This window comes from Micromonospora sp. NPDC005553, assembly GCF_042871765.1.
Lineage (GTDB): Bacteria > Actinomycetota > Actinomycetes > Mycobacteriales > Micromonosporaceae > Micromonospora.
In genome coordinates this window covers 51,138-69,056 of sequence record NZ_JBIAJD010000003.1, presented here as the reverse complement: position 1 = coordinate 69,056, position 17,919 = coordinate 51,138, and the positions used below count along the sequence as shown (strand labels likewise).

General features: G+C 71.0%; 16 protein-coding genes. 7 read left to right on the top strand and 9 right to left on the bottom strand.

The genetic code is table 11. The features are described from left to right. Positions 1-10 precede the first annotated feature (10 nt). A complete protein-coding gene (locus ACFYPG_RS12770; protein ID WP_355006016.1) occupies positions 11-790 on the bottom strand; it encodes a phosphodiesterase in 780 nt (259 codons plus the stop codon). Between the two features lie 195 nt (positions 791-985). On the opposite strand from ACFYPG_RS12770, the gene ACFYPG_RS12765 reads away from it, so the two are divergent. Continuing rightward, the gene (locus ACFYPG_RS12765; RefSeq protein ID WP_355006017.1) at positions 986-2,395 is read left to right on the top strand and encodes a sensor domain-containing diguanylate cyclase; all 1,410 of its coding nucleotides are present in this window, start codon (positions 986-988) and stop codon (positions 2,393-2,395) included. Positions 2,396-2,737: 342 nt separating this feature from the next. Here the strand turns inward: ACFYPG_RS12765 and ACFYPG_RS12760 are convergent, their stop codons facing one another. Then, on the bottom strand, positions 2,738-3,799 hold the full coding sequence (locus tag ACFYPG_RS12760; RefSeq protein WP_355006018.1) for an aspartate-semialdehyde dehydrogenase: 1,062 nt from the start codon (positions 3,797-3,799) through the stop codon (positions 2,738-2,740). A 5-nt stretch (positions 3,800-3,804) separates the two neighbouring features. Continuing rightward, the gene (locus ACFYPG_RS12755; RefSeq protein ID WP_151491046.1) at positions 3,805-5,070 is read right to left on the bottom strand and encodes an aspartate kinase; all 1,266 of its coding nucleotides are present in this window, start codon (positions 5,068-5,070) and stop codon (positions 3,805-3,807) included. A gap of 259 nt (positions 5,071-5,329) precedes the next feature. On the opposite strand from ACFYPG_RS12755, the gene ACFYPG_RS12750 reads away from it, so the two are divergent. Both ACFYPG_RS12750 and ACFYPG_RS12745 read left to right on the top strand, forming a co-directional pair. Then, positions 5,330-6,118, top strand: a complete 789-nt coding sequence (locus ACFYPG_RS12750; protein ID WP_355006020.1) for a hypothetical protein — start codon at positions 5,330-5,332, stop codon at positions 6,116-6,118. An 84-nt stretch (positions 6,119-6,202) separates the two neighbouring features. After that, a complete protein-coding gene (locus ACFYPG_RS12745) occupies positions 6,203-6,736 on the top strand; it encodes a nitroreductase family protein (protein ID WP_387351931.1) in 534 nt (177 codons plus the stop codon). A 13-nt stretch (positions 6,737-6,749) separates the two neighbouring features. Here the strand turns inward: ACFYPG_RS12745 and ACFYPG_RS12740 are convergent, their stop codons facing one another. Then, positions 6,750-7,736 (bottom strand): DUF5937 family protein, encoded by a 987-nt coding sequence (locus ACFYPG_RS12740; protein WP_387351929.1) that lies wholly within the window; start codon positions 7,734-7,736, stop codon positions 6,750-6,752. Between the two features lie 77 nt (positions 7,737-7,813). Between ACFYPG_RS12740 and ACFYPG_RS12735 the strand changes: the two genes are divergently transcribed. Together ACFYPG_RS12735 and leuA are read left to right on the top strand one after the other, a co-directional pair. Beyond that, a complete protein-coding gene (locus ACFYPG_RS12735) occupies positions 7,814-9,085 on the top strand; it encodes an MFS transporter (protein ID WP_355006023.1) in 1,272 nt (423 codons plus the stop codon). Between the two features lie 237 nt (positions 9,086-9,322). After that, positions 9,323-11,074: a 2-isopropylmalate synthase gene (gene leuA / locus ACFYPG_RS12730; RefSeq protein WP_355006024.1), complete on the top strand. Its 1,752-nt coding sequence runs from the start codon at positions 9,323-9,325 to the stop codon at positions 11,072-11,074. A 31-nt stretch (positions 11,075-11,105) separates the two neighbouring features. Here the strand turns inward: leuA and ACFYPG_RS12725 are convergent, their stop codons facing one another. Next, the gene (locus tag ACFYPG_RS12725; protein ID WP_387351926.1) at positions 11,106-12,599 is read right to left on the bottom strand and encodes an MFS transporter; all 1,494 of its coding nucleotides are present in this window, start codon (positions 12,597-12,599) and stop codon (positions 11,106-11,108) included. Positions 12,600-12,706: 107 nt separating this feature from the next. On the opposite strand from ACFYPG_RS12725, the gene ACFYPG_RS12720 reads away from it, so the two are divergent. Next, entirely contained in the window at positions 12,707-13,345 is a 639-nt protein-coding gene (locus ACFYPG_RS12720; RefSeq protein WP_355006026.1) for an HNH endonuclease family protein, read from the top strand. Beyond that, positions 13,339-13,728: a hypothetical protein gene (locus ACFYPG_RS12715; protein ID WP_357204495.1), complete on the top strand. Its 390-nt coding sequence runs from the start codon at positions 13,339-13,341 to the stop codon at positions 13,726-13,728. Before ACFYPG_RS12720 ends, ACFYPG_RS12715 begins: the two co-directional genes overlap by 7 nt. Before the next feature lie 24 nt (positions 13,729-13,752). Here ACFYPG_RS12715 and ACFYPG_RS12710 read toward each other — a convergent pair whose 3' ends face one another. From ACFYPG_RS12710 to ACFYPG_RS12695, 4 genes are all read right to left on the bottom strand, one after another. Then, entirely contained in the window at positions 13,753-14,856 is a 1,104-nt protein-coding gene (locus ACFYPG_RS12710; RefSeq protein ID WP_355006027.1) for an oligopeptide/dipeptide ABC transporter ATP-binding protein, read from the bottom strand. A 76-nt stretch (positions 14,857-14,932) separates the two neighbouring features. Further along, a complete protein-coding gene (locus ACFYPG_RS12705) occupies positions 14,933-15,943 on the bottom strand; it encodes an ABC transporter ATP-binding protein (protein WP_357204482.1) in 1,011 nt (336 codons plus the stop codon). A 7-nt stretch (positions 15,944-15,950) separates the two neighbouring features. Continuing rightward, positions 15,951-16,913, bottom strand: a complete 963-nt coding sequence (locus ACFYPG_RS12700; protein ID WP_355006029.1) for an ABC transporter permease — start codon at positions 16,911-16,913, stop codon at positions 15,951-15,953. Next, complete coding sequence (locus ACFYPG_RS12695) at positions 16,910-17,914, bottom strand: ABC transporter permease (protein ID WP_355006030.1); 1,005 nt, start codon at positions 17,912-17,914, stop codon at positions 16,910-16,912. The genes ACFYPG_RS12700 and ACFYPG_RS12695 overlap by 4 nt, the downstream gene beginning before the upstream one ends. Between the last annotated feature and the right edge of the window lie 5 nt (positions 17,915-17,919).

Below are 17,919 nucleotides of genomic sequence, written 5' to 3'. Positions count from 1 at the left end.
ACGTAGCCCTTCAGAAGCCGCAGGTCTGCCCGGTGGAGTGACTGACCTGCACGGTGTGGGTCACGCAGCCGCCAGACTCGACCGAGTGCAGCAGGAAGGCGGTGGGCTCGTGGACCCAACCGATCTGCTCGTCGGCGCTCATGGTGAGCGTGCTCTGCTTCCAGGTGCTGGGGGCCACGGTGAGGACCGTGCCCGCGTACGCCGTGGTGACCGGGCGGTGCAGGTGGCCGGCGGCGACCCGGACGACGTGCCGGTGCCGCCCGATGACCTCGGCGAGGGCATCACCGTCGGCGAGCCGGATGGTGTCCGCCACCGGAATGCCGACCGCGACCGGCGGGTGGTGCAGGAAGAGCACGGCGGGCACCTCGGGCCGCCCGGCCAGCACCCCGTCGAGCCAGCTGAGCTGCTCCTCGCCGAGTTGGCCGCCGTCGCTGCCGGGGACGAGCGAGTCGAGCACCACGACCGACACCGCTTCGTGGTCGACGTGGTAGTAGGCCGAGAAGCCGCCGCCGAGCCACGGCGTGCCCCCGAACGCGTCGAGCAGCGACTCCCGGTCGTCATGGTTACCGGTGGCCAGGTGCACCGGCAGCGGGAATGCGCCGATCACCTCGCGCAGCGCCGCGTACTCCTCGGGTTTCCCGTGGTCGGCCAGGTCGCCGGTGATCACCACGCATTCCGGGCGGGGTCGCAACGCCAGCACCCGACCGAGCGCCCGGTGCAACCCGGCGGCGGGTTCCGCGGCGAGCAGGCCGGTGGTCAGGTGCGGGTCACTGAGCTGGGCGATGAGCACGGGCTCGCCTCCTCGACGCCGGGGTGCTTCAGGCTATCGCCGGGCGCGGCATCCCGGGGGCAGGCGTCCACAGGCCGCGTCCACAGCCTGTGGATAGCACGTGTGTACGAAGGTCGCCGGCCCGCCACCGTGAGTACGCTTGATCGAGCGGTTCGGCGTCAGCCGGACCCCTCCCCTACCTGGAACGACGTGCGAGTGGATCATCAGCGAGTCATCCGTGACGTCACCGTCCGCCTGCCGATGGCGTCGAGCACACCGGAGGCGTGTCGGTGGACTGTCACCGCGCTGTCCCGCCACACCCCGGCGACAATCTCCGTACTCCTCGCGGTCCACGACCGTCTGCGCTGCGTCGCGGCGACCGGGGCGTGGCAGGTCTTCGCCACGGTTCCGGCGCGGATCGGCATCGTCGGCCGGGTGTACGCGACCGGCTCCCCCGCCGTCGTCCCGGACGTCACGGTCGACCCGGACTACCTGCCGGTACGCCCGGACGTGACCGCCGAGCTGTGCGTACCGGTGCTGGACCCGACGGGCCGGGCGATCGGCGTACTCGACCTGCAGTGGAGCGAGCCGACGGACCTGGAGCCGTGGCGGGAGACCGCACAGCGGCTGGCCGACGGGCTCGGTGCGCGGATCGCCGCCCTCGGTGGCCCACCGGTGGAGAGCCGCAGCGAGAAGCTGCTCCGGCACGCGTCCGCGCTCTCTTCCGCGCCGACCGAGGGGGAGGTGATGGGGGCAGCCGCCCGCGCCGCCCGGGAGGTCTCCACGCTCTCCACCGCACTGCTGTTGATCGGCGGCCAGCTCGGCCCGTCCCCGGCGACGCCGAGCGACCTGGAGACCCGGATCCGCGCCGAGTTGACCACTGCGGGTCCGGCCGCCCTGGACCGGATGGTTGAGCGGGCGCACCGGTACGGCGCCGGGTACACGCTGGGCGAGGCCGGGCATCCCCCGACCGAGGACTACCGCCCGCTGACCCAGGCGGGGGTACGCACACTGGTCGCCGTGCCGGTCGGGCCCACGGACGCCGGTGGGGTGCTGCTGGTCGCCGACGAACGCGCACTGCGCCCGGACCCGACCACGGTCAGCCTGATGGAGTTGCTCGCCGGGCAGGCCTGGACGAGCGTGGACCGGCTGCGCACGCTGTCCCGGCTGCGGGAGCAGGCCAGCTCCGACCCGCTGACCGGGTTGCAGCACACCGGCCCGTTCGGGCAGCGGATCGCTGCGGCCACCCCCGGCCGTACGGCCCTGCTGGCGATCGACGTGGACGGCTTCAAGATTGTGAACGACACGTACGGCCACCAGGCCGGTGACCGGGTGCTGGTCGGGTTGGCCCGGGCGCTGGAGGGGGCGCTGCGGCACGGCGACGAGTTGTACCGGATCGGCGGCGACGAGTTCGTTGCGGTGATCGAGGTGAGCCGCCCGGAGGAGGCGGTCCGGATCGCCGAGCGACTCACCGAGGCGGCCCGCCGCATCGGCCGCACGATCAGCGTGGGCGTCGCACTACCCCGCCCCGGCGAAACCCCCGACCGCACCTTGAAGCGAGCCGACCAGGCCCTCTACGCGGTCAAACGCCAAGGCCGAGACGGCGTCCTCCTCTCCGCCGCCTAACCCCAAGCCCCACGCCCCACGCCCCACGCCCCACGCCCCACGATCTTGCACTTTCGGTTGTCGTTTTGTCGCTCTAGTCCTTTACGCCGCCACAGAAACTGCAAGATCGCCGCAGCGGAGGGCCCCGAGCCTCAGGACCAGATCGATCATGGACTTGGGGTGGGCGCTTTAGCCCCGGAAGGGGTGAACGCCCCCCACCACAAGTCCATGATCGACGCGGGTCAGAGGGCAGGGCCGCGGCAGGGGGCAACCGCGCCGCGAGCAGGGGCGGCGCACGGCGGGGCAGGGAGGCAGCGGGGCGGGGCAGGGAGGCAGCGGGGCGGGGCAGGGAGGCAGCGGGGGTTAGGGAGTGCGGAGTTCTTTGGCCAGGAGTTCGGCGATCTGGGCCGTGTTGAGGGCCGCGCCCTTGCGGAGGTTGTCGCCGGTGACGAAGAAGTCGAGGGCGCGGGGGTCGTCCAGGGCGCGGCGGATCCGGCCGACCCAGGACGGATCGGTGCCGACGGCGTCGATCGGCATCGGGAACTCACCGGCTGCGGGGTCGTCGACCAGGATCACCCCGGGTGCGTTGCGCAGTGCCTCGCGGGCGCCCTCGGCGTCGACCTCACTGGCGAAGACCGCGTGCACCGCTACCGAGTGGGCGGTGACCACCGGCACCCGGACGCAGGTGGCGGAGACCTTGAGGTCGGGGAGGCCGAGGATCTTCCGCGACTCGTTGCGGATCTTCATCTCTTCCGATGACCAGCCGCTGTCCGCCGGGGAGCCGGCCCACGGGACCACATTGAGCGCCATGGGTGCCGGGAACGGGCCCAGGTCGTCGCCGACCGCCTGACGTACGTCGCCGGTGCGCGAGCCGAGCGCCCGATCACCGGCGACCTTGGTGAGTTGGTCGTGCAGGATGTCGACGCCGGACTGACCGGCTCCGGAGACCGCCTGGTAGGAGGCGAGCACCAGCTCTCGTAGGCCGTACTCGCGGTGCAGCGGCGCGACGGCGACGATCATCGCGAGGGTTGTGCAGTTGGCGTTGGCGATGATACCCCGGGGCCGGTTGCGGACCTGCTCGGGGTTGATCTCCGGAACGACCAGCGGGACGTCGCGGTCCATCCGGAACGCGCCGGAGTTGTCGACAGCGATCGCGCCGCGGGCGACGGCGATCGGTGCCCACTCGGCGGAGACCTCGTCGGGCACGTCGAACATGGCCACCTGGACCCCGTCGAACGCCTCGGGGGTCAGCGCCTGGACGACGAGTTCCTCGCCCCGGCAGCGCACCCGGCGGCCGACGGAGCGCTCGGAGGCGAGCAGCCGGATCTCGCCCCAGACGTTGCGTCGCCCGGTGAGCAGCTCACACATCACCGTGCCGACGGCACCTGTCGCTCCGACCACGGCGAGGGTGGGCAGCGCCGTCATCGGCGCTACCTACCCGTCCCCGCGTAGACCACGGCTTCGGTGTCGCCGCCCAGCTCGAACGCGTCGTGGATGGCGCGGACGGCGGCGTCGAGGTCGGTGTCCCGGCAGACCACGGAGACCCGGATCTCGGAGGTGGAGATCATCTCGATGTTGACCCCGGCCGCGCCGAGGGCGGCGAAGAAGCCGGCCGCCACCCCGGGGTGCGAGCGCATGCCCGCGCCGATCAGCGAGACCTTGCCGACGTGGTCGTCGTAGAGCAGGCCCTTGAACTTGACCGGCTCCTGGATCTTGCTGAGCGCGGCCATCGCGGTGGGGCCGTCGGCCTTGGGCAGGGTGAACGAGATGTCCGTCCGGCCGGTGCCCTCGGTGGAGACGTTCTGCACGATCATGTCGATGTTGATCTCGGCGCCGGCGACGGTGTCGAAGATCCGCGCGGCGGCACCCGGCTCGTCGGGCACCCCGACGATCGTGATCTTGGCCTCGCTGCGGTCGTGCGCGACCCCGGTGATCAGTGCCTGCTCCACGGAAAGGTCCTCCATCGATCCGGTGACCATCGTGCCGGTGTTGGTCGAGTATGACGAACGGACGTGGATCGGCAACCCCGCCCGCCGGGCGTACTCCACGCTACGCAGGTGCAGCACCTTCGCGCCGCACGCGGCCAGCTCCAACATCTCCTCGTAGGTGATGTGCCGGATGTGTCGGGCGTTGGGCACGATCCGCGGGTCGGCGGTGAAGATGCCGTCCACATCGGTGTAGATCTCGCAGACGTCGGCGTGCAGGGCGGCGGCGAGCGCCACGGCGGTGGTGTCCGAACCACCGCGACCCAGCGTGGTGACGTCCTTGGTGTCCTGCGAGACGCCCTGGAAGCCGGCCACGATGACCACCGAACCCTCGTCGAGCGCTCCCTTGAGCCGCCCGGGGGTGACGTCGATGATCCGGGCGCGGCCGTGCACCGAGGTGGTGATCACGCCGGCCTGCGAACCGGTGAACGAGCGGGCTTCGTACCCCAGGTTGTGGATGGCCATGGCCAGCAGGGCCATGGAGATCCGCTCCCCGGCGGTGAGCAGCATGTCCAGCTCGCGGCCCGGCGGCAGCGGGCTGACCTGGTTGGCCAGGTCGAGCAGCTCGTCGGTGGTGTCACCCATCGCGGAGACCACCACCACCACGTCGTCGCCGGCCTTGCGGGCGGCGACGATGCGCTCGGCCACCCGCTTGATCCGCTCGGCGTTGGCGACGGAGGACCCGCCGTACTTCTGCACCACGAGTGCCACGACGGTGCACTCCCTCCCAGCGACCCTGAGCGTGCCGACGCCGCCGGAACCGGGGCCGGCGGCGCGTGTCAGACCTCATGAGGGTATCCGGCGGATAACGAAGCCGGGTCAGGTGATCCCACCATCCGGCCCGGCCGGGACCGGCCGGGGCGGTCCCACCAGGTCGGATGGGTACGCCGGGCCGCCCCGCCCGACACGCCGGGACGGGCCAGGTACGCGCCGGCACCCGCCAACCGCCCGCACCCACCAGAATGGGCCGGTGCCCGTCCTCATCCGCTCGGCCGGCCGCGTGATCGGGCCGCTCGTCCTCGCCCTGCCAGCCCTCCTGGTCGCCTGCACCAGCGAGCAGCCTCCGCCTCCGCCGCCGGCCGACCCGGGGCCGGTCGAGGTGGACGCCGCACGGGACGAGCTGGCCGCGCTGGCCGCGGCGGCTCAGGACCGTCACCTGGTGGCCCAGTACGTCTACAGCCAGACGGGTCAATCGGATCGCACCATCGTGTTCACCAGCGCGAACGACGGCAGCTGGCGGGTGGACGTGCCGGGGGGCGCCCTGGGTGGCACCGCCGACGTCTCGATGGCCAGCACGGCCGACGGGCTGTTCCAGTGCGCCCTGCCGGCGGCAGGTCGGGCCGAGTCGGCGAGTTGCGTACGCCTGGGTGATCGCGACGACGCGGTTCCACGCCGGTCGGACCCCCGGGTCCAGCACCTGCTCACCGACTGGCTGGACGTGCTCACCGACCGACGCGCGCCCCTGGCCGTCGCCCCGGCCAGGACGCCCGACGGCCTCACCGGCACCTGCTACTCGGTGGATTCCACCTCGGCGTCGCTGAACGCCCCGCTGGATGTGGGCATCTACTGCTACGACCAGGACGGCACGCCCACCGGCGTCCAGACCGGGGCCGGGATGCTGAGGCTGGCCGCCGCACCCGGCCCGGCACCGGCCACCGTGCAGCTGGCCGGCCCGGTGGTGATCGACCGGGAGCCGCTCGACACCGCCGCGCCGCCGACCCCGGATCCGTCGGAGAGCCCGGGCGCGGGAACGCCCTGATCTTCGTCCCGTTACGGGTGCTCTTGCCCACATTCAGCCACCCCATCCTGAGGGGCGAATCACCCATACAGGACGATCCGGTGTATGGCCGACCTCACCCCGCTGCTCGCCTACCGCTGGAGTCCACGAGCCTTCGACCCGGGCGCCGAGCTGACCCCGGAGGAGTCCGCCTTGCTGCTTGAGGCCGCGCGTTGGGCCCCGTCGGCGGAGAACGGGCAGCCCTGGCGGTTCGCCCTCGGCCACCGCGACGACGAGACCTGGAAACGGATCCTGATCAGCCTCCCGGTCGACGACCAGATCTGGATCCGGCACGCCGCGACCCTGGTGGTCGGCGCCCACACCGGCCTGAACACCGAGCAGGCGGCGTACGACCTGGGGCAGGCGATCGCCCACCTGACAGTGCAGGCCACAGCGCTCGGCCTGCACGTACACCAGCTCACCCGGTTCGACCGGGCCGGCCTCGCCACCGAACTCGACCTGCCCGGCGACGTCCGCCCGTTGGTGGTCGCCGCCGTCGGACGACTCGGCAACCCGTTCGACCTCCCGGCCGACCTGCACGCCCGGGAGACCGGCCTGCGGCACCGCCACCCGGTCGCCGAGCTGCTGCTGCTGCGTTGATCGGGCGCTGGGCTCACTCGCCCCGGCTGGCCCGGAGCAGGACCGCCGCGGCATCGGTGTTGCGGTAGCGCACGTGCCGGCCCTCGCGGGACCGGGACACCAGGCCGGCACCGTGCAACGCGGCCAGGTGTTGGGAGACGTTTCCGGCGGACATCCCGGTGAGTCGGGCCAGGTCGCTGGTGGTCAGCGCCGTCTCGAGCAGGTACAGCAGCGTGGTCCGACCCGGCCCGATCACCCGTGCCAGCGGGTCGCCGGGCGGCGACGCGGTCGCCTCCCAGAGCGTCCCGACGGCACGGACCGGGTACGCGCCGGCCGGCAGCGAATCCTCGAGCAGGTTCCACAGCACGTGCTGCTCGGTGAACACCGTCGGGATCAGCGCCAGCCCACGACCGCGGAGGTCGAAGTCCCGCTCGAACGTGTCGTCGCTGATCACCCGGTCGCCGTGCCAGCGCAGGCTCGGGTGGAGGTGCTCGAAGAACCGGCCGGCCCCGCTCTCGGCGAGCTGGGCGGCCCGATACGCCACATCGCCGTCGAGCAGCGCCCGCATCCGCGGCCAGTCCGGGGCGATCGCCTCGTCGTACCAGACCCGCACCGCGTCGACGACCTGCGGCAGCAGCCCGCCGGGGTCGGCGAGCAGCGCCCGCCCGAACGGGCTCAGCGGCTTCTGCCAGGTCGTCGCCAGCAGGTCCTGGACCACCACGGCCGGCGGTGTCGCGGCGATCTGGTCGAGCTGTTCGGCCATCTCCACGTTCGGTCGGGCCGCCGGGGTGAGGAAGTCGGGCAGCCAGCGACCCGGCACGACCAACCCCACCAGAGGCCGGACCCGGTCGGCCACCTCGGGACGATGCAACGTCACCCGGGCCCGGTCGATCCAGGGCAGGTGCACCGCGTAGCGGACCGGGTTGGCCAGCGCCCACATGCTCATGACCGTCTCGTTGACCGGTGACACGGCGAGCCGCACTCCCGCCACGTCGGCCAGGCTGAACCGCAACTCGGACACACGCCCCCCAGGAGCAGGATTCGGTCCAGCCTAAAAGATTCGACCGAGGTCATGGGGACCCGCTTCACTCCTCGAACATGGGGACCAGAGAAACCATCCGTACCGCCGTTCGAGATGTCGTACCGCCGGCCGGGCTGACCCGCGCCCTGGCCGTGCAGGCCATGGTCTACGCCGTCGGCAGCGGCCTGTTCCACGCCGGTAGCGCCGTCTTCTTCACCCGGGCGCTCGGGCTCAGCGCCGCCCAGGTGGGGTTGGGGCTCTCCATCGCGGCGGGGGTGACGTTGCTGGGCACGGTGTCGCTGGGTGGGCTCACCGACCGGTACGGACCGCAGCGGGTCTGGGTGGTGGGGCTGGTGCTGAACGCGGCGCTGTTCGCGACCTACCCCTTCGTGGGTGGCTTCGCGGGGTTCCTCGCCGTGGTGGTGGCGCTGGCCGCCGTGGACGCCGCCGTCGGCGTGGCCCGGCAGGTCTACTCGATCAACGCGCTCGCGCCGGCCGAACGGGTCACGGCGATGGCGTACCAGCGCTCGTCACTGAACGTCGGCTTCGGGCTCGGCGCGGTGATCAGCGGCCTGGTGCTGGCGGTGGACACGATCGAGGCGTACCGGGGGATGGTCTGGTTCATCTCTACGGTCTTCCTGGTGACGGCCCTCTTCGTGCGCCGACTGCCTCGACTGCCGCAGGTGCGCAGGCCGGTGGAGCCGATGAGTCGGCTCGCCGTGCTGCGGGACCGCCCGTTCATGACGGTGTCCCTGCTCTCCGGGCTGCTCACCGCACACCAGGCGCTCTACCTGACGGTCATGCCGCTCTGGATCCTCACCCACACCGACGCCCCGAAGACGGTCATCGCCGCTCTGGTGCTGCTCAACACGGTCCTGATCGTGCTGCTCCAGGTACGTGTGAGCCGGGGCGCGGACACCGCCACGGACGCGGCGCGGGCCTCCCGTCGGGGTGGACTGCTGATCGCCCTGTTCTGTCTGGTCCTGCCGATTTCCGGGTTCACCCGGGGCTGGCTCACCATCGTGGTGCTGGTGACCGCGGCGACGGTACTCATCCTGGCCGAGCTGATCGAGTCAGCCGGCACCTGGGGGCTCACCGCCACCCTGCCACCGGCCAACCAGCGCGGCGCGTACGTGGGGGCGCTCGAACTCGGCGTGCAGGTGCAGTACCTGATCGCGCCGGCCGGACTGACCGTGCTCGGCGTGACCACCGGCGGGTGGGGTTGGTTACCGACGGCAGCGATCTTCGTGCTGGTCGGGCTGGCGATCGTGCCTGCGGTGGCCTGGGCCGGACGCACGCCGCGGCTGGGTGCCGAGGCCGCAGCGCCGGCCATGACCCCGGTCCCATAGTCCGGACCTGTCTTTCCACCCACCGTTCCATCACGTAGGGTGACTTGGTCATGTGGCAGGCGCTGCTCCTCCTTAGCCGCCGCGACGAGGCCTGACCGGCCGGCACCTCGTCGCGGAGTTGCATCGCGCCGTCCAGCACATCCGATTTTCTTCTCGGCACCGCCGCGCACCGTCGCCCGGCATCTCGCCGACACCTTCCGATCTGCTGACGCCACATGTTCCAGGGAGCACTCCGAGATGGCTCAACCTGTCACCGACGCTGAAACCGATCCGATCGCCCGGCAACGCCCGAGCCGGATGCCGTACCACCGCTACCAGCCGTACGGGGAGCAGTTCCGGGTCGAACTCCCGGACCGCACCTGGCCCACCCGCACCGTCGAGGCCGCCCCCCGCTGGTGCGCCGTGGATCTCCGCGACGGCAACCAGGCACTGATCGACCCGATGTCGCCCGAGCGCAAGCGCCGGATGTTCCAGCTGCTGGTCCAGATGGGCTACAAGGAGATCGAGGTCGGTTTCCCGTCGGCCAGCCAGACCGACTTCGACTTCGTCCGGCAGCTCATCGAAGACGAGATGATCCCGGACGACGTCACCATCCAGGTGCTCACGCAGTGCCGGGAGCACCTGATCGACCGGACGTTCGAGTCGCTGCGCGGCGCGAAGCGGGCCATCGTGCACTTCTACAACTCGACCTCCACCCTCCAGCGGCGGGTGGTCTTCGGCCTGGACAGGGACGGCATCGCCGACATCGCCACCACCGGGGCGCGGCTCTGCCAGAAGTACGCCGAGATCCACACCCCGGACACGGAGATCTTCTACGAGTACTCGCCGGAGTCGTACACGGGCACCGAGCTGGAGTACGCGCTGGAGGTCTGCTCCCGGGTGATCGACGTGATCGACCCGACCCCGGACCGGCCGCTGATCATCAACCTGCCGGCCACCGTCGAGATGGCCACCCCCAACGTGTACGCCGACTCGATCGAGTGGATGCACAGGCACCTGCCGCGCCGGGACAGCGTGGTGTTGAGCCTGCACCCGCACAACGACCGGGGCACCGGTGTGGCCGCCGCCGAGCTGGGCCTGCTCGCCGGCGCGGATCGCATCGAGGGCTGCCTGTTCGGCAACGGTGAGCGCACCGGCAACGTCGACCTGGTGACCCTGGGGCTCAACATCTTCTCCCAGGGCATCGACCCGATGATCGACTTCTCGAACATCGACGAGGTCCGGCGAGCGGTTGAATACTGCAACCAACTGCCGGTGCACGAGCGCCACCCGTACGCGGGCGACCTGGTCTACACCGCCTTCTCCGGTTCCCACCAGGACGCGATCAAGAAGGGCTTCGACGCCCTCGCCGCCGACGCGAAGGCGGCCGGCGTGCCGGTGGACGAGCACACCTGGGCGGTGCCGTACCTGCCGATCGACCCGAAGGACCTGGGCCGCACCTACGAGGCGGTCATCCGGGTCAACTCGCAGTCCGGTAAGGGCGGCGTCGCGTACATCATGAAGAGCGAGCACCAACTGGACCTGCCGCGCCGGCTCCAGATCGAGTTCTCCGGGGTGGTGCAGCAGGTCACCGACCACGACGGCGGCGAGGTCGACCCGGCCGCCATGTGGGAGATCTTCGCGACGCACTACCTGCTCGACCACCAGCCCGACCCGGCGGTCCGGCTGGCCGGCTACACGATCGGCACGGTGGACGGCAAGGTCGAGATCGAGGCCCAGGTCGGTGTGGGCGGCGAGCAGCGCTCGCTCGCCGCTGTCGGCAACGGCCCGATCGACGCGTACGTCAACGCGCTCCAGTCGGTCGGGGTGGGCGTACGGGTGCTCGACTACCACGAGCACGCGCTCTCCTCCGGTGGTGACGCGCAGGCCGCCGCGTACGTGGAGTGTGAGGTGGACGGCAGGACGGTCTGGGGTGTCGGCACCGACGCCAACATCGTCACCGCGTCGATCAAGGCGGTCACCAGCGCCGTCAACCGCGCCCGCCGCTGACCTTGGCGCGCGACACCCCCGAAGTGGCTTCCTACTTCGGGGGTGTCGCGGCGGGCATTGAGTGGCAGGGCTGGGACGGCAGGGCTTTCCGGGGCGGTCGGTGGACCAGCACGAGGGCCAGCAGCGCGCCGGCCACGAGCAGCCCCGCACACCACTCCATCGCGCCCCGGAACGCGTCGGTCAGCTCGGCCTTCTGCTCGTACCCGCCGCCGGAGAGCCCGACCAGCAGCGGCAGCGCCGCCACCGCGAGCAGGCCGCCGGCGCGGGATGCGGCGTTGTTGAACCCGCTGGCCACCCCGGAGAACCGGTCCTGCACGGCGGCCAGCACCGACGCGGTGAGCGGTGCCACCACCAGGGTCAGCCCGATGCCGAAGAGCAGCACCCCGGGCAGCACGTCCCGCCAGTACGACGCGCCCGGTCCGACGCCGCGCAGCAGCAGCAGGCCGACCGCGGCGACCACCGGTCCGATGGCCAGCGGCAGTCGTGGGCCGATCCGGGCGGACAGCGCACCGGCGCGCGCGGAGCCGACCAGCAGCAGCAGGGTCATCGGCAGCAACGCGATGCCGGTGCGGAAGGCCGACCAGCCGACCACGTTCTGGAGGTAGACGGCGAAGAAGAAGGTGAAGCCGCCGAGCGCCGCGTAGACGACAACGGTGAAGATGTTCAGCACCGAGAAGAGTCGGCTGCTGAACAGGCCGGTGGGCAGCATCGCGGTGTCGCCACGCCGCCGTTCCAGCAGGACGAAGGCCACTGCGGAGAGCACCCCGACCAGGGCGGCGATCAGCACCTCGGCGGAGTCGAACCCGCGGGCCGGCGCGTCGATCAGGGCGTAGGTGACGCCGGCGAGCGCGAGCGCTCCGAGCAGGGCTCCGGCGACGTCGAACCGTCGTCGGGTCCGACCCCGCTCCTCCGTGCGGGAGGCACTCTCGTCCCGGCTCTCCGGCACCCAGCGCAGGGCGGCCAGTAGCACGAGCACGGCGATCGGCAGGTTGAGGAAGAAGATCCAGCGCCAGGAGAGCGCGTCGATCAGCCAGCCCCCGATGAACGGCCCCAGCGCGGTGGAGACCCCGGACAGTCCGGCCCAGGCACCGATCGCCCGACCCCGGTCATCGGGATGGAAGCTCGCCTGGAGCACCGACAGCGACCCGGGCGTGAGCAGCGCGCCACCGGCGCCCTGGAGGAACCGGGCGGCGATCAGCATGCCGGTGTCCTGGGCAAGCCCACAGAGCACGGAGGCGGCGGTGAACCAGACCACGCCGATGAGGAATATGCGTCGCCGGCCGAAGCGGTCGCCCAGCGCGCCGCCGAGCAGCACGAACGCCGCCAGCATCAGCAGGTAGCCGTTGATGGTCCACTGGAGATCGGCCACGTTCGCGCCGAGGTCCTGCCCAAGTTTCGGCAGCGCCACGTTGACGACGGTGCTGTCGAGGAAGACCATTCCAGAGGCGAGTACGGCGGCGAGCAGCGTGCCCCGGCCGGCGGTGGTGCCCATCCGGAGGGCGGTCGCCGGTACGGGTGCGGTCATCCCACCAATCTGCCTTGCATCATGTGGGAGACGCCACGAAACGCCGAAACCGTGCCCGGGTACTGTGCGCAATCGCCGGGAGCCCCCAAGCTGGAGAGGTGTCGTCTGTGCGTACCAGATCAGGACCGCGAGCGGCGGTGGCCGTGCTCACCGCGGCGCTGGCGCTCGGCGTGGCCGGTTGCGTCCCGCAGGATGAACCGACCACACCGCCGTCGAGCGACGGCGGCAACGCCGCTGAGCAGCTGAGTCAGCTGACCGTCGCTACCGCCGGCTCGATGAAGGGCTACAGCCGGGAGCGTTTCCCGCATTGGCGGGACACCGGCAAGAACTGCGATATCCGGGACAGCATCCTCCAGCGCGACGGCAAGGACGTGAAGCTCTCCGGCTGCAACGTGGTCGGTGGGCGCTGGGAGAGCGTGTACGACGGTCGCAGCTTCTCGGATCCCTCCGACGTGGACATCGACCACATGGTGCCGTTGGCCAACGCGTGGCGCTCGGGTGCCGACGAGTGGGACAACGCGAAGCGCGGCGATTTCGCCAACGACACCACCCGTCCGCAGCTTTTCGCGGTTTCCGCCTCGTCCAACCGGGCAAAGGGTGACCAGGACCCGTCGCAGTGGAAACCGGCAAACCGGTCTTACTGGTGCAAATACGCCCAGGACTGGGTGACGGTCAAGCACTACTGGAAGCTGACGGTGACCAGCGCCGAGAAGGCCGCCCTGACCGACATGTTGGAGGGCTGTTGAGTGGGGAGCGATTCGTGACCGCCGCCGAGGAGAGCGGCCCGTCCGCCGCCGGCATGACCGCGGACGGCGCCGCCGAGACTCCCGCCGCCGTGCCGGGTGCCGGCATGGTCGCGGATTCGAGCGGGGCGGCCGGCCCGCAGAGCCGCACCACCGACATCGTGCCCGGCCCCGGCGGCGTGATGACCGACGAGGTCGGCGTCGTCACCGGGGACCTGACGCTGCGCACCGAGTACGCGGACGGCAAGGTCACACTGCGGGTGCAGTACAAGGACGCGGACGAGTGGTACGCGGTGACCGGCACGTCGGTCACGCTTGCCGACCCGGCTGGGCTGGACGCGGTGCACGGCGTCGCGGTGGGGCTGCTGAACCGCCCCGAGGGCTGACGACCGCCGGCACCGCGTCCAGTCTCAGACGTACGAGCCGGGCTCGGTGGGCGCGGAGACCACGCTCGGCGCGTCCCCCTCGCCCTCGGGCCTGACGATCTGCGCGCTGACCCCGTGCGGGCGCAGTTCGCCGCTGGCGATCTGCTCCGCGAAGTGGCAGGCCACCCGGCTGGCGCCGATGTCCCGCAGCACCGGTCGCTCGTCGGCGCAGCGGGTGGGCTGCGCCCACGGGCAGCGGGTGTGGAAGCGGCAGCCGGTCGGCGGGTTGGCCGGCGACGGCAGGTCACCGGCGAGCAGGATCCGCTCCCGGCGGTCCTCCACGTCCGGGTCCGGCACCGGCACCGCCGACATCAGCGCCCGGGTGTACGGGTGCAGCGGCTCGGTGTAGAGCCGGTCGCTCGGCGCCTCCTCCACCAGCGCGCCCAGATACATCACGCCGACCGTGTCGGAGATGTGCCGGACCACAGCGAGGTCGTGCGCGATCACCAGGTAGGTGAGCCCCAGGCTGTCCTGGAGCTCGTCCAGCAGGTTGACCACCTGGGCCTGGATCGACACGTCGAGCGCCGAGACCGGCTCGTCGGCGACGATCAGTTCCGGCCCGAGCACCAGCGCACGGGCGATGCCGATGCGCTGCCGCTGCCCGCCGGAGAACTCGTGCGGGTAGCGGGAGAGCGCCCAGCGCGGCAGCCCGACCGCGTCCAGGGTCTCGCCGATGATCCGTCGACGGTCGGTGCGGTCGGTGCCGATTCCGTGGGTCTGGAGGCCCTCGGTCAGGATCGACTCGACGTTCTGCCGGGGGTCGAGACTGGACATCGGGTCCTGGAAGATCATCTGCATCCGGCGACGCATGCTGCGCAGCTTGCCGGACGGCAGCGTCGTCAGCTCGACGCCGTCGAAGCTGACCTCACCGGCGGTCGGCGGGGTGAGCTGGAGCAGCGCCCTGCCCAACGTGGACTTGCCGCAACCGGACTCACCCACCAGGCCGTACGTCTTGCCGCGCGCGATGCTCAGGTCGACCCCGTCGACGGCCTTCACCTGGCCGACCACCCGGTCGAAGAGCACCCCCCGCTTGATCGGGAAGTGCACCTTCAGGTCGCGCACCTCGACGAGGATGTCGTTCTCACTCACGCCAGCACTCCGCTTCGCTCCGCGCCGGCGTGAGACGCCACGCTGCTGTGCCTGATGGTTCGCTCGCTACGCTCGCTCACGCTTCCTCCTCGCGCGGGGCGGGCACCAGGCCCGGCAGCGGCTCCGGGTTGACGCACCGGTAGCTCCGTCCGTCGTGCGCGTGCACCAGCTCCGGCGGCTCACCCACACACTCGTCGATCCGGCGGGCGCAGCGCGGGGCGAAGGCGCATCCGTCCGGCCACGGCAGCAGGTCGCGGACCGAACCGGGAATCGGGTTGAGCTTCTCGCCCCGCCCGGCGTCCAGGCGCGGCACCGAGCCGAGCAGACCCACTGTGTACGGGTGGCGCGGCTGGCGGAACAGCGGACGACGGCGGGCCGTCTCCACCACCCGGCCGCCGTAGAGCACGTTGACGGTGTCGACCATGCCGGCCACCACACCGAGATCGTGCGTGATCATCAACAGTGCGGTGCCGGAGTCCCGGACCAGCTCCTTGAGCAGCTCCAGGATCTGTGCCTGGATGGTGACGTCCAGCGCGGTCGTCGGCTCGTCGGCGATCAGCAGCCGAGGCTGGCAGGCCACCGCCATCGCGATGAGCGCCCGCTGGCGCATGCCACCGGAGAGCTGGTGCGGGTACTCCTTGAGCCGCCGCTTCGGGTCGGGGATGCCGACCCGGTCCAGCAGCGCCGCCGCCTCCTTCGCCGCGGCCTCGCCCTTCATCCCCCGGTGCCGGGTGAGCACCTCGGTCACCTGCAACCCGATCGGGATCACCGGGTTCAACGAGGAGAGCGGGTCCTGGAAGATCATCGCGATGTCGCGGCCCCGGATGTCCCGCCGCGACCGGTCGTCGAGCTGGAGCAGGTCCGTGCCGTCGAAGACGGCCTTGCCGCCGACCCGGAGGCCGGGCTGCTTGGGCAGCAGACCCATGATCGCGAGCGAGGTGACGCTCTTGCCGCAGCCGGACTCGCCGACCAGGCCGACCACCTCACCGGCGTCGACCGAGAAGGACACCCCGTCGACCGCGTGCACGGCCCGCTGGCCGCGCCGGGCGAACGTGACGGAGAGATCTTCAACTTCGAGCAGTGCCATTGCGGGCCTACTTCCGCAGCTTCGGGTCGAGGGCCTCGCGCATCGCCTCACCCAGCAGGGTGAAGCCGAGCGCGGTGATGATGATCGCGACGGCCGGGTAGATCGCCAGTGACGGCCGGATGCCGAGGTACTGCTGCGCGTCGGCGAGCATGACACCCCATTCCGGTACGGCGGTGTCCGGGTTGCCGAGGCCGAGGAAGGAGAGCGCCGCGGCCTCGATGATCGCGGTGGCCAGGGTCAGCGTGGCCTGCACGATCACCGGGGCGAGCGAGTTCGGCACCACGTGGGTCAGCGCGATCTTCGACTTCTTGACACCGAGCGAGGTGGCCGCCAGCACGTAGTCGCTGTTGGCCTGGGAGATCATCGAGCCGCGCAGCAGCCGGGCGAACACCGGCACCGAGACCACGCCGACCGCGATCATCACCGTGGTCAGGCTGGCCCCTAGCAGGGCGGCGATGCTCACCGCCAGCAGCAGGCTCGGCATCGCCAGCAGCATGTCGATGAACCGCATCAGGGTTGTGTCGATCCACCGCCCCCACCGGCCACCGAGGCCGGCCGCGGCACCGGAGACGCCACCGATCAGCGCGCCGATCGCCAGACCGATCAGGGTGGAGACCACACCGACCAGCAGGGTCTGGCGGGCACCCACGATCATCCGGCTGAACTCGTCACGGCCCTGGTGGTCGTAGCCGAACCAGTGGTCGCCGTTCGGGCCGGGAATGACACCCGGCTTGATCAGCCCTTCCCGGATGCCGATCGTGTCCGTCGCCGCGTACGGCACGAGGAACGGGCCGATGACCGCGACCAGCACGAAGAGCGCCAGGATGACGGCGCCGACGATCGCGGCCGGGTTGCCGCGCAGCCGGCGGAACGCCTCCTGCCAGAGGCTGACGCCCCGCTCGTCGTCACGGGCGGCCAACTCGGAGAGCCGGTCGATCTTTTCGCGCTTCTTGCCCGGGCTGAGTGTCATCGCACCCTCACCCTCGGGTCGATGAAGCTGTAGGAGAGATCGACCAGGAGATTCACCAGCACGTACACCACCGCGATGATCAGGATGAAGCCCATCAGCACCGGATAGTCGCGCTGGCCGATGGCCTCGGCGACGAACGCTCCGATGCCACTGAAGGCGAAGACGGTCTCGGTCAGCACGGCGCCGGAGAGCAGACCGCCCGCGAGCAGACCGATCGAGGTGGCGACCGGCAGCATGGCGTTGCGCAGGACGTGCCGGCGACGAACCGTCTGCTCGGTCAGGCCCTTCGCCTCGGCGGTGCGCACGAAGTCCTCGTTGAGCACCTCCAGCACGCTCGCCCGGGTGATCCGGACGATGATCGCCAACGGGATGCTGGCCAGCGCGATGGCCGGCAGCACCAGATGCCAGAGCGCGTCGGCGGCGGCGTCCCACTCGCGGGTCATCAGGCCATCGAGGACGAAGAAGTTGGTGACCCGGGTCGCCTCGAGCGTCGGGTCCTGCCGGCCGCTGGACGGGAACCAGTGCAGATTCTCCGAGAAGATCGCCTTGAGCACGTAGCCCAGGAAGAAGACCGGGATGCAGATGCCGATCAGCGAACCGCCCACTGACGCGTGGTCCAGGAAACGGCCGCGACGGCGGGCGGCCAGGTAGCCCAGCGGGATGCCGATGCCGATCGCGATGATCATCGCGGTGATGGTCAGCTCGACGGTGCCGGGGAAGCGCTCGATGAACTCCGTGGTGACCGCCCGCTTGGTGGAGGTCGAGGTGCCCAGGTCGAGCTTGATCATGCGCCGGACGAACCGGCCGTACTGGACCAGGATGGGCTCGTCGAGCCCCATGTTGCGGCGGATGGCGGCACGCATCTCGGGCGTGCCGCGCTCGCCGAGGATGGCGGTCTCGGGGCCGCCGGGGAGCCGGCGGAGCCAGATGAAGAGCAGGATGGAGAGCCCGAACAGCGTGGGTATCAGCTGAAGCAGGCGCCTGACGATGAACCGGAACACGGCGG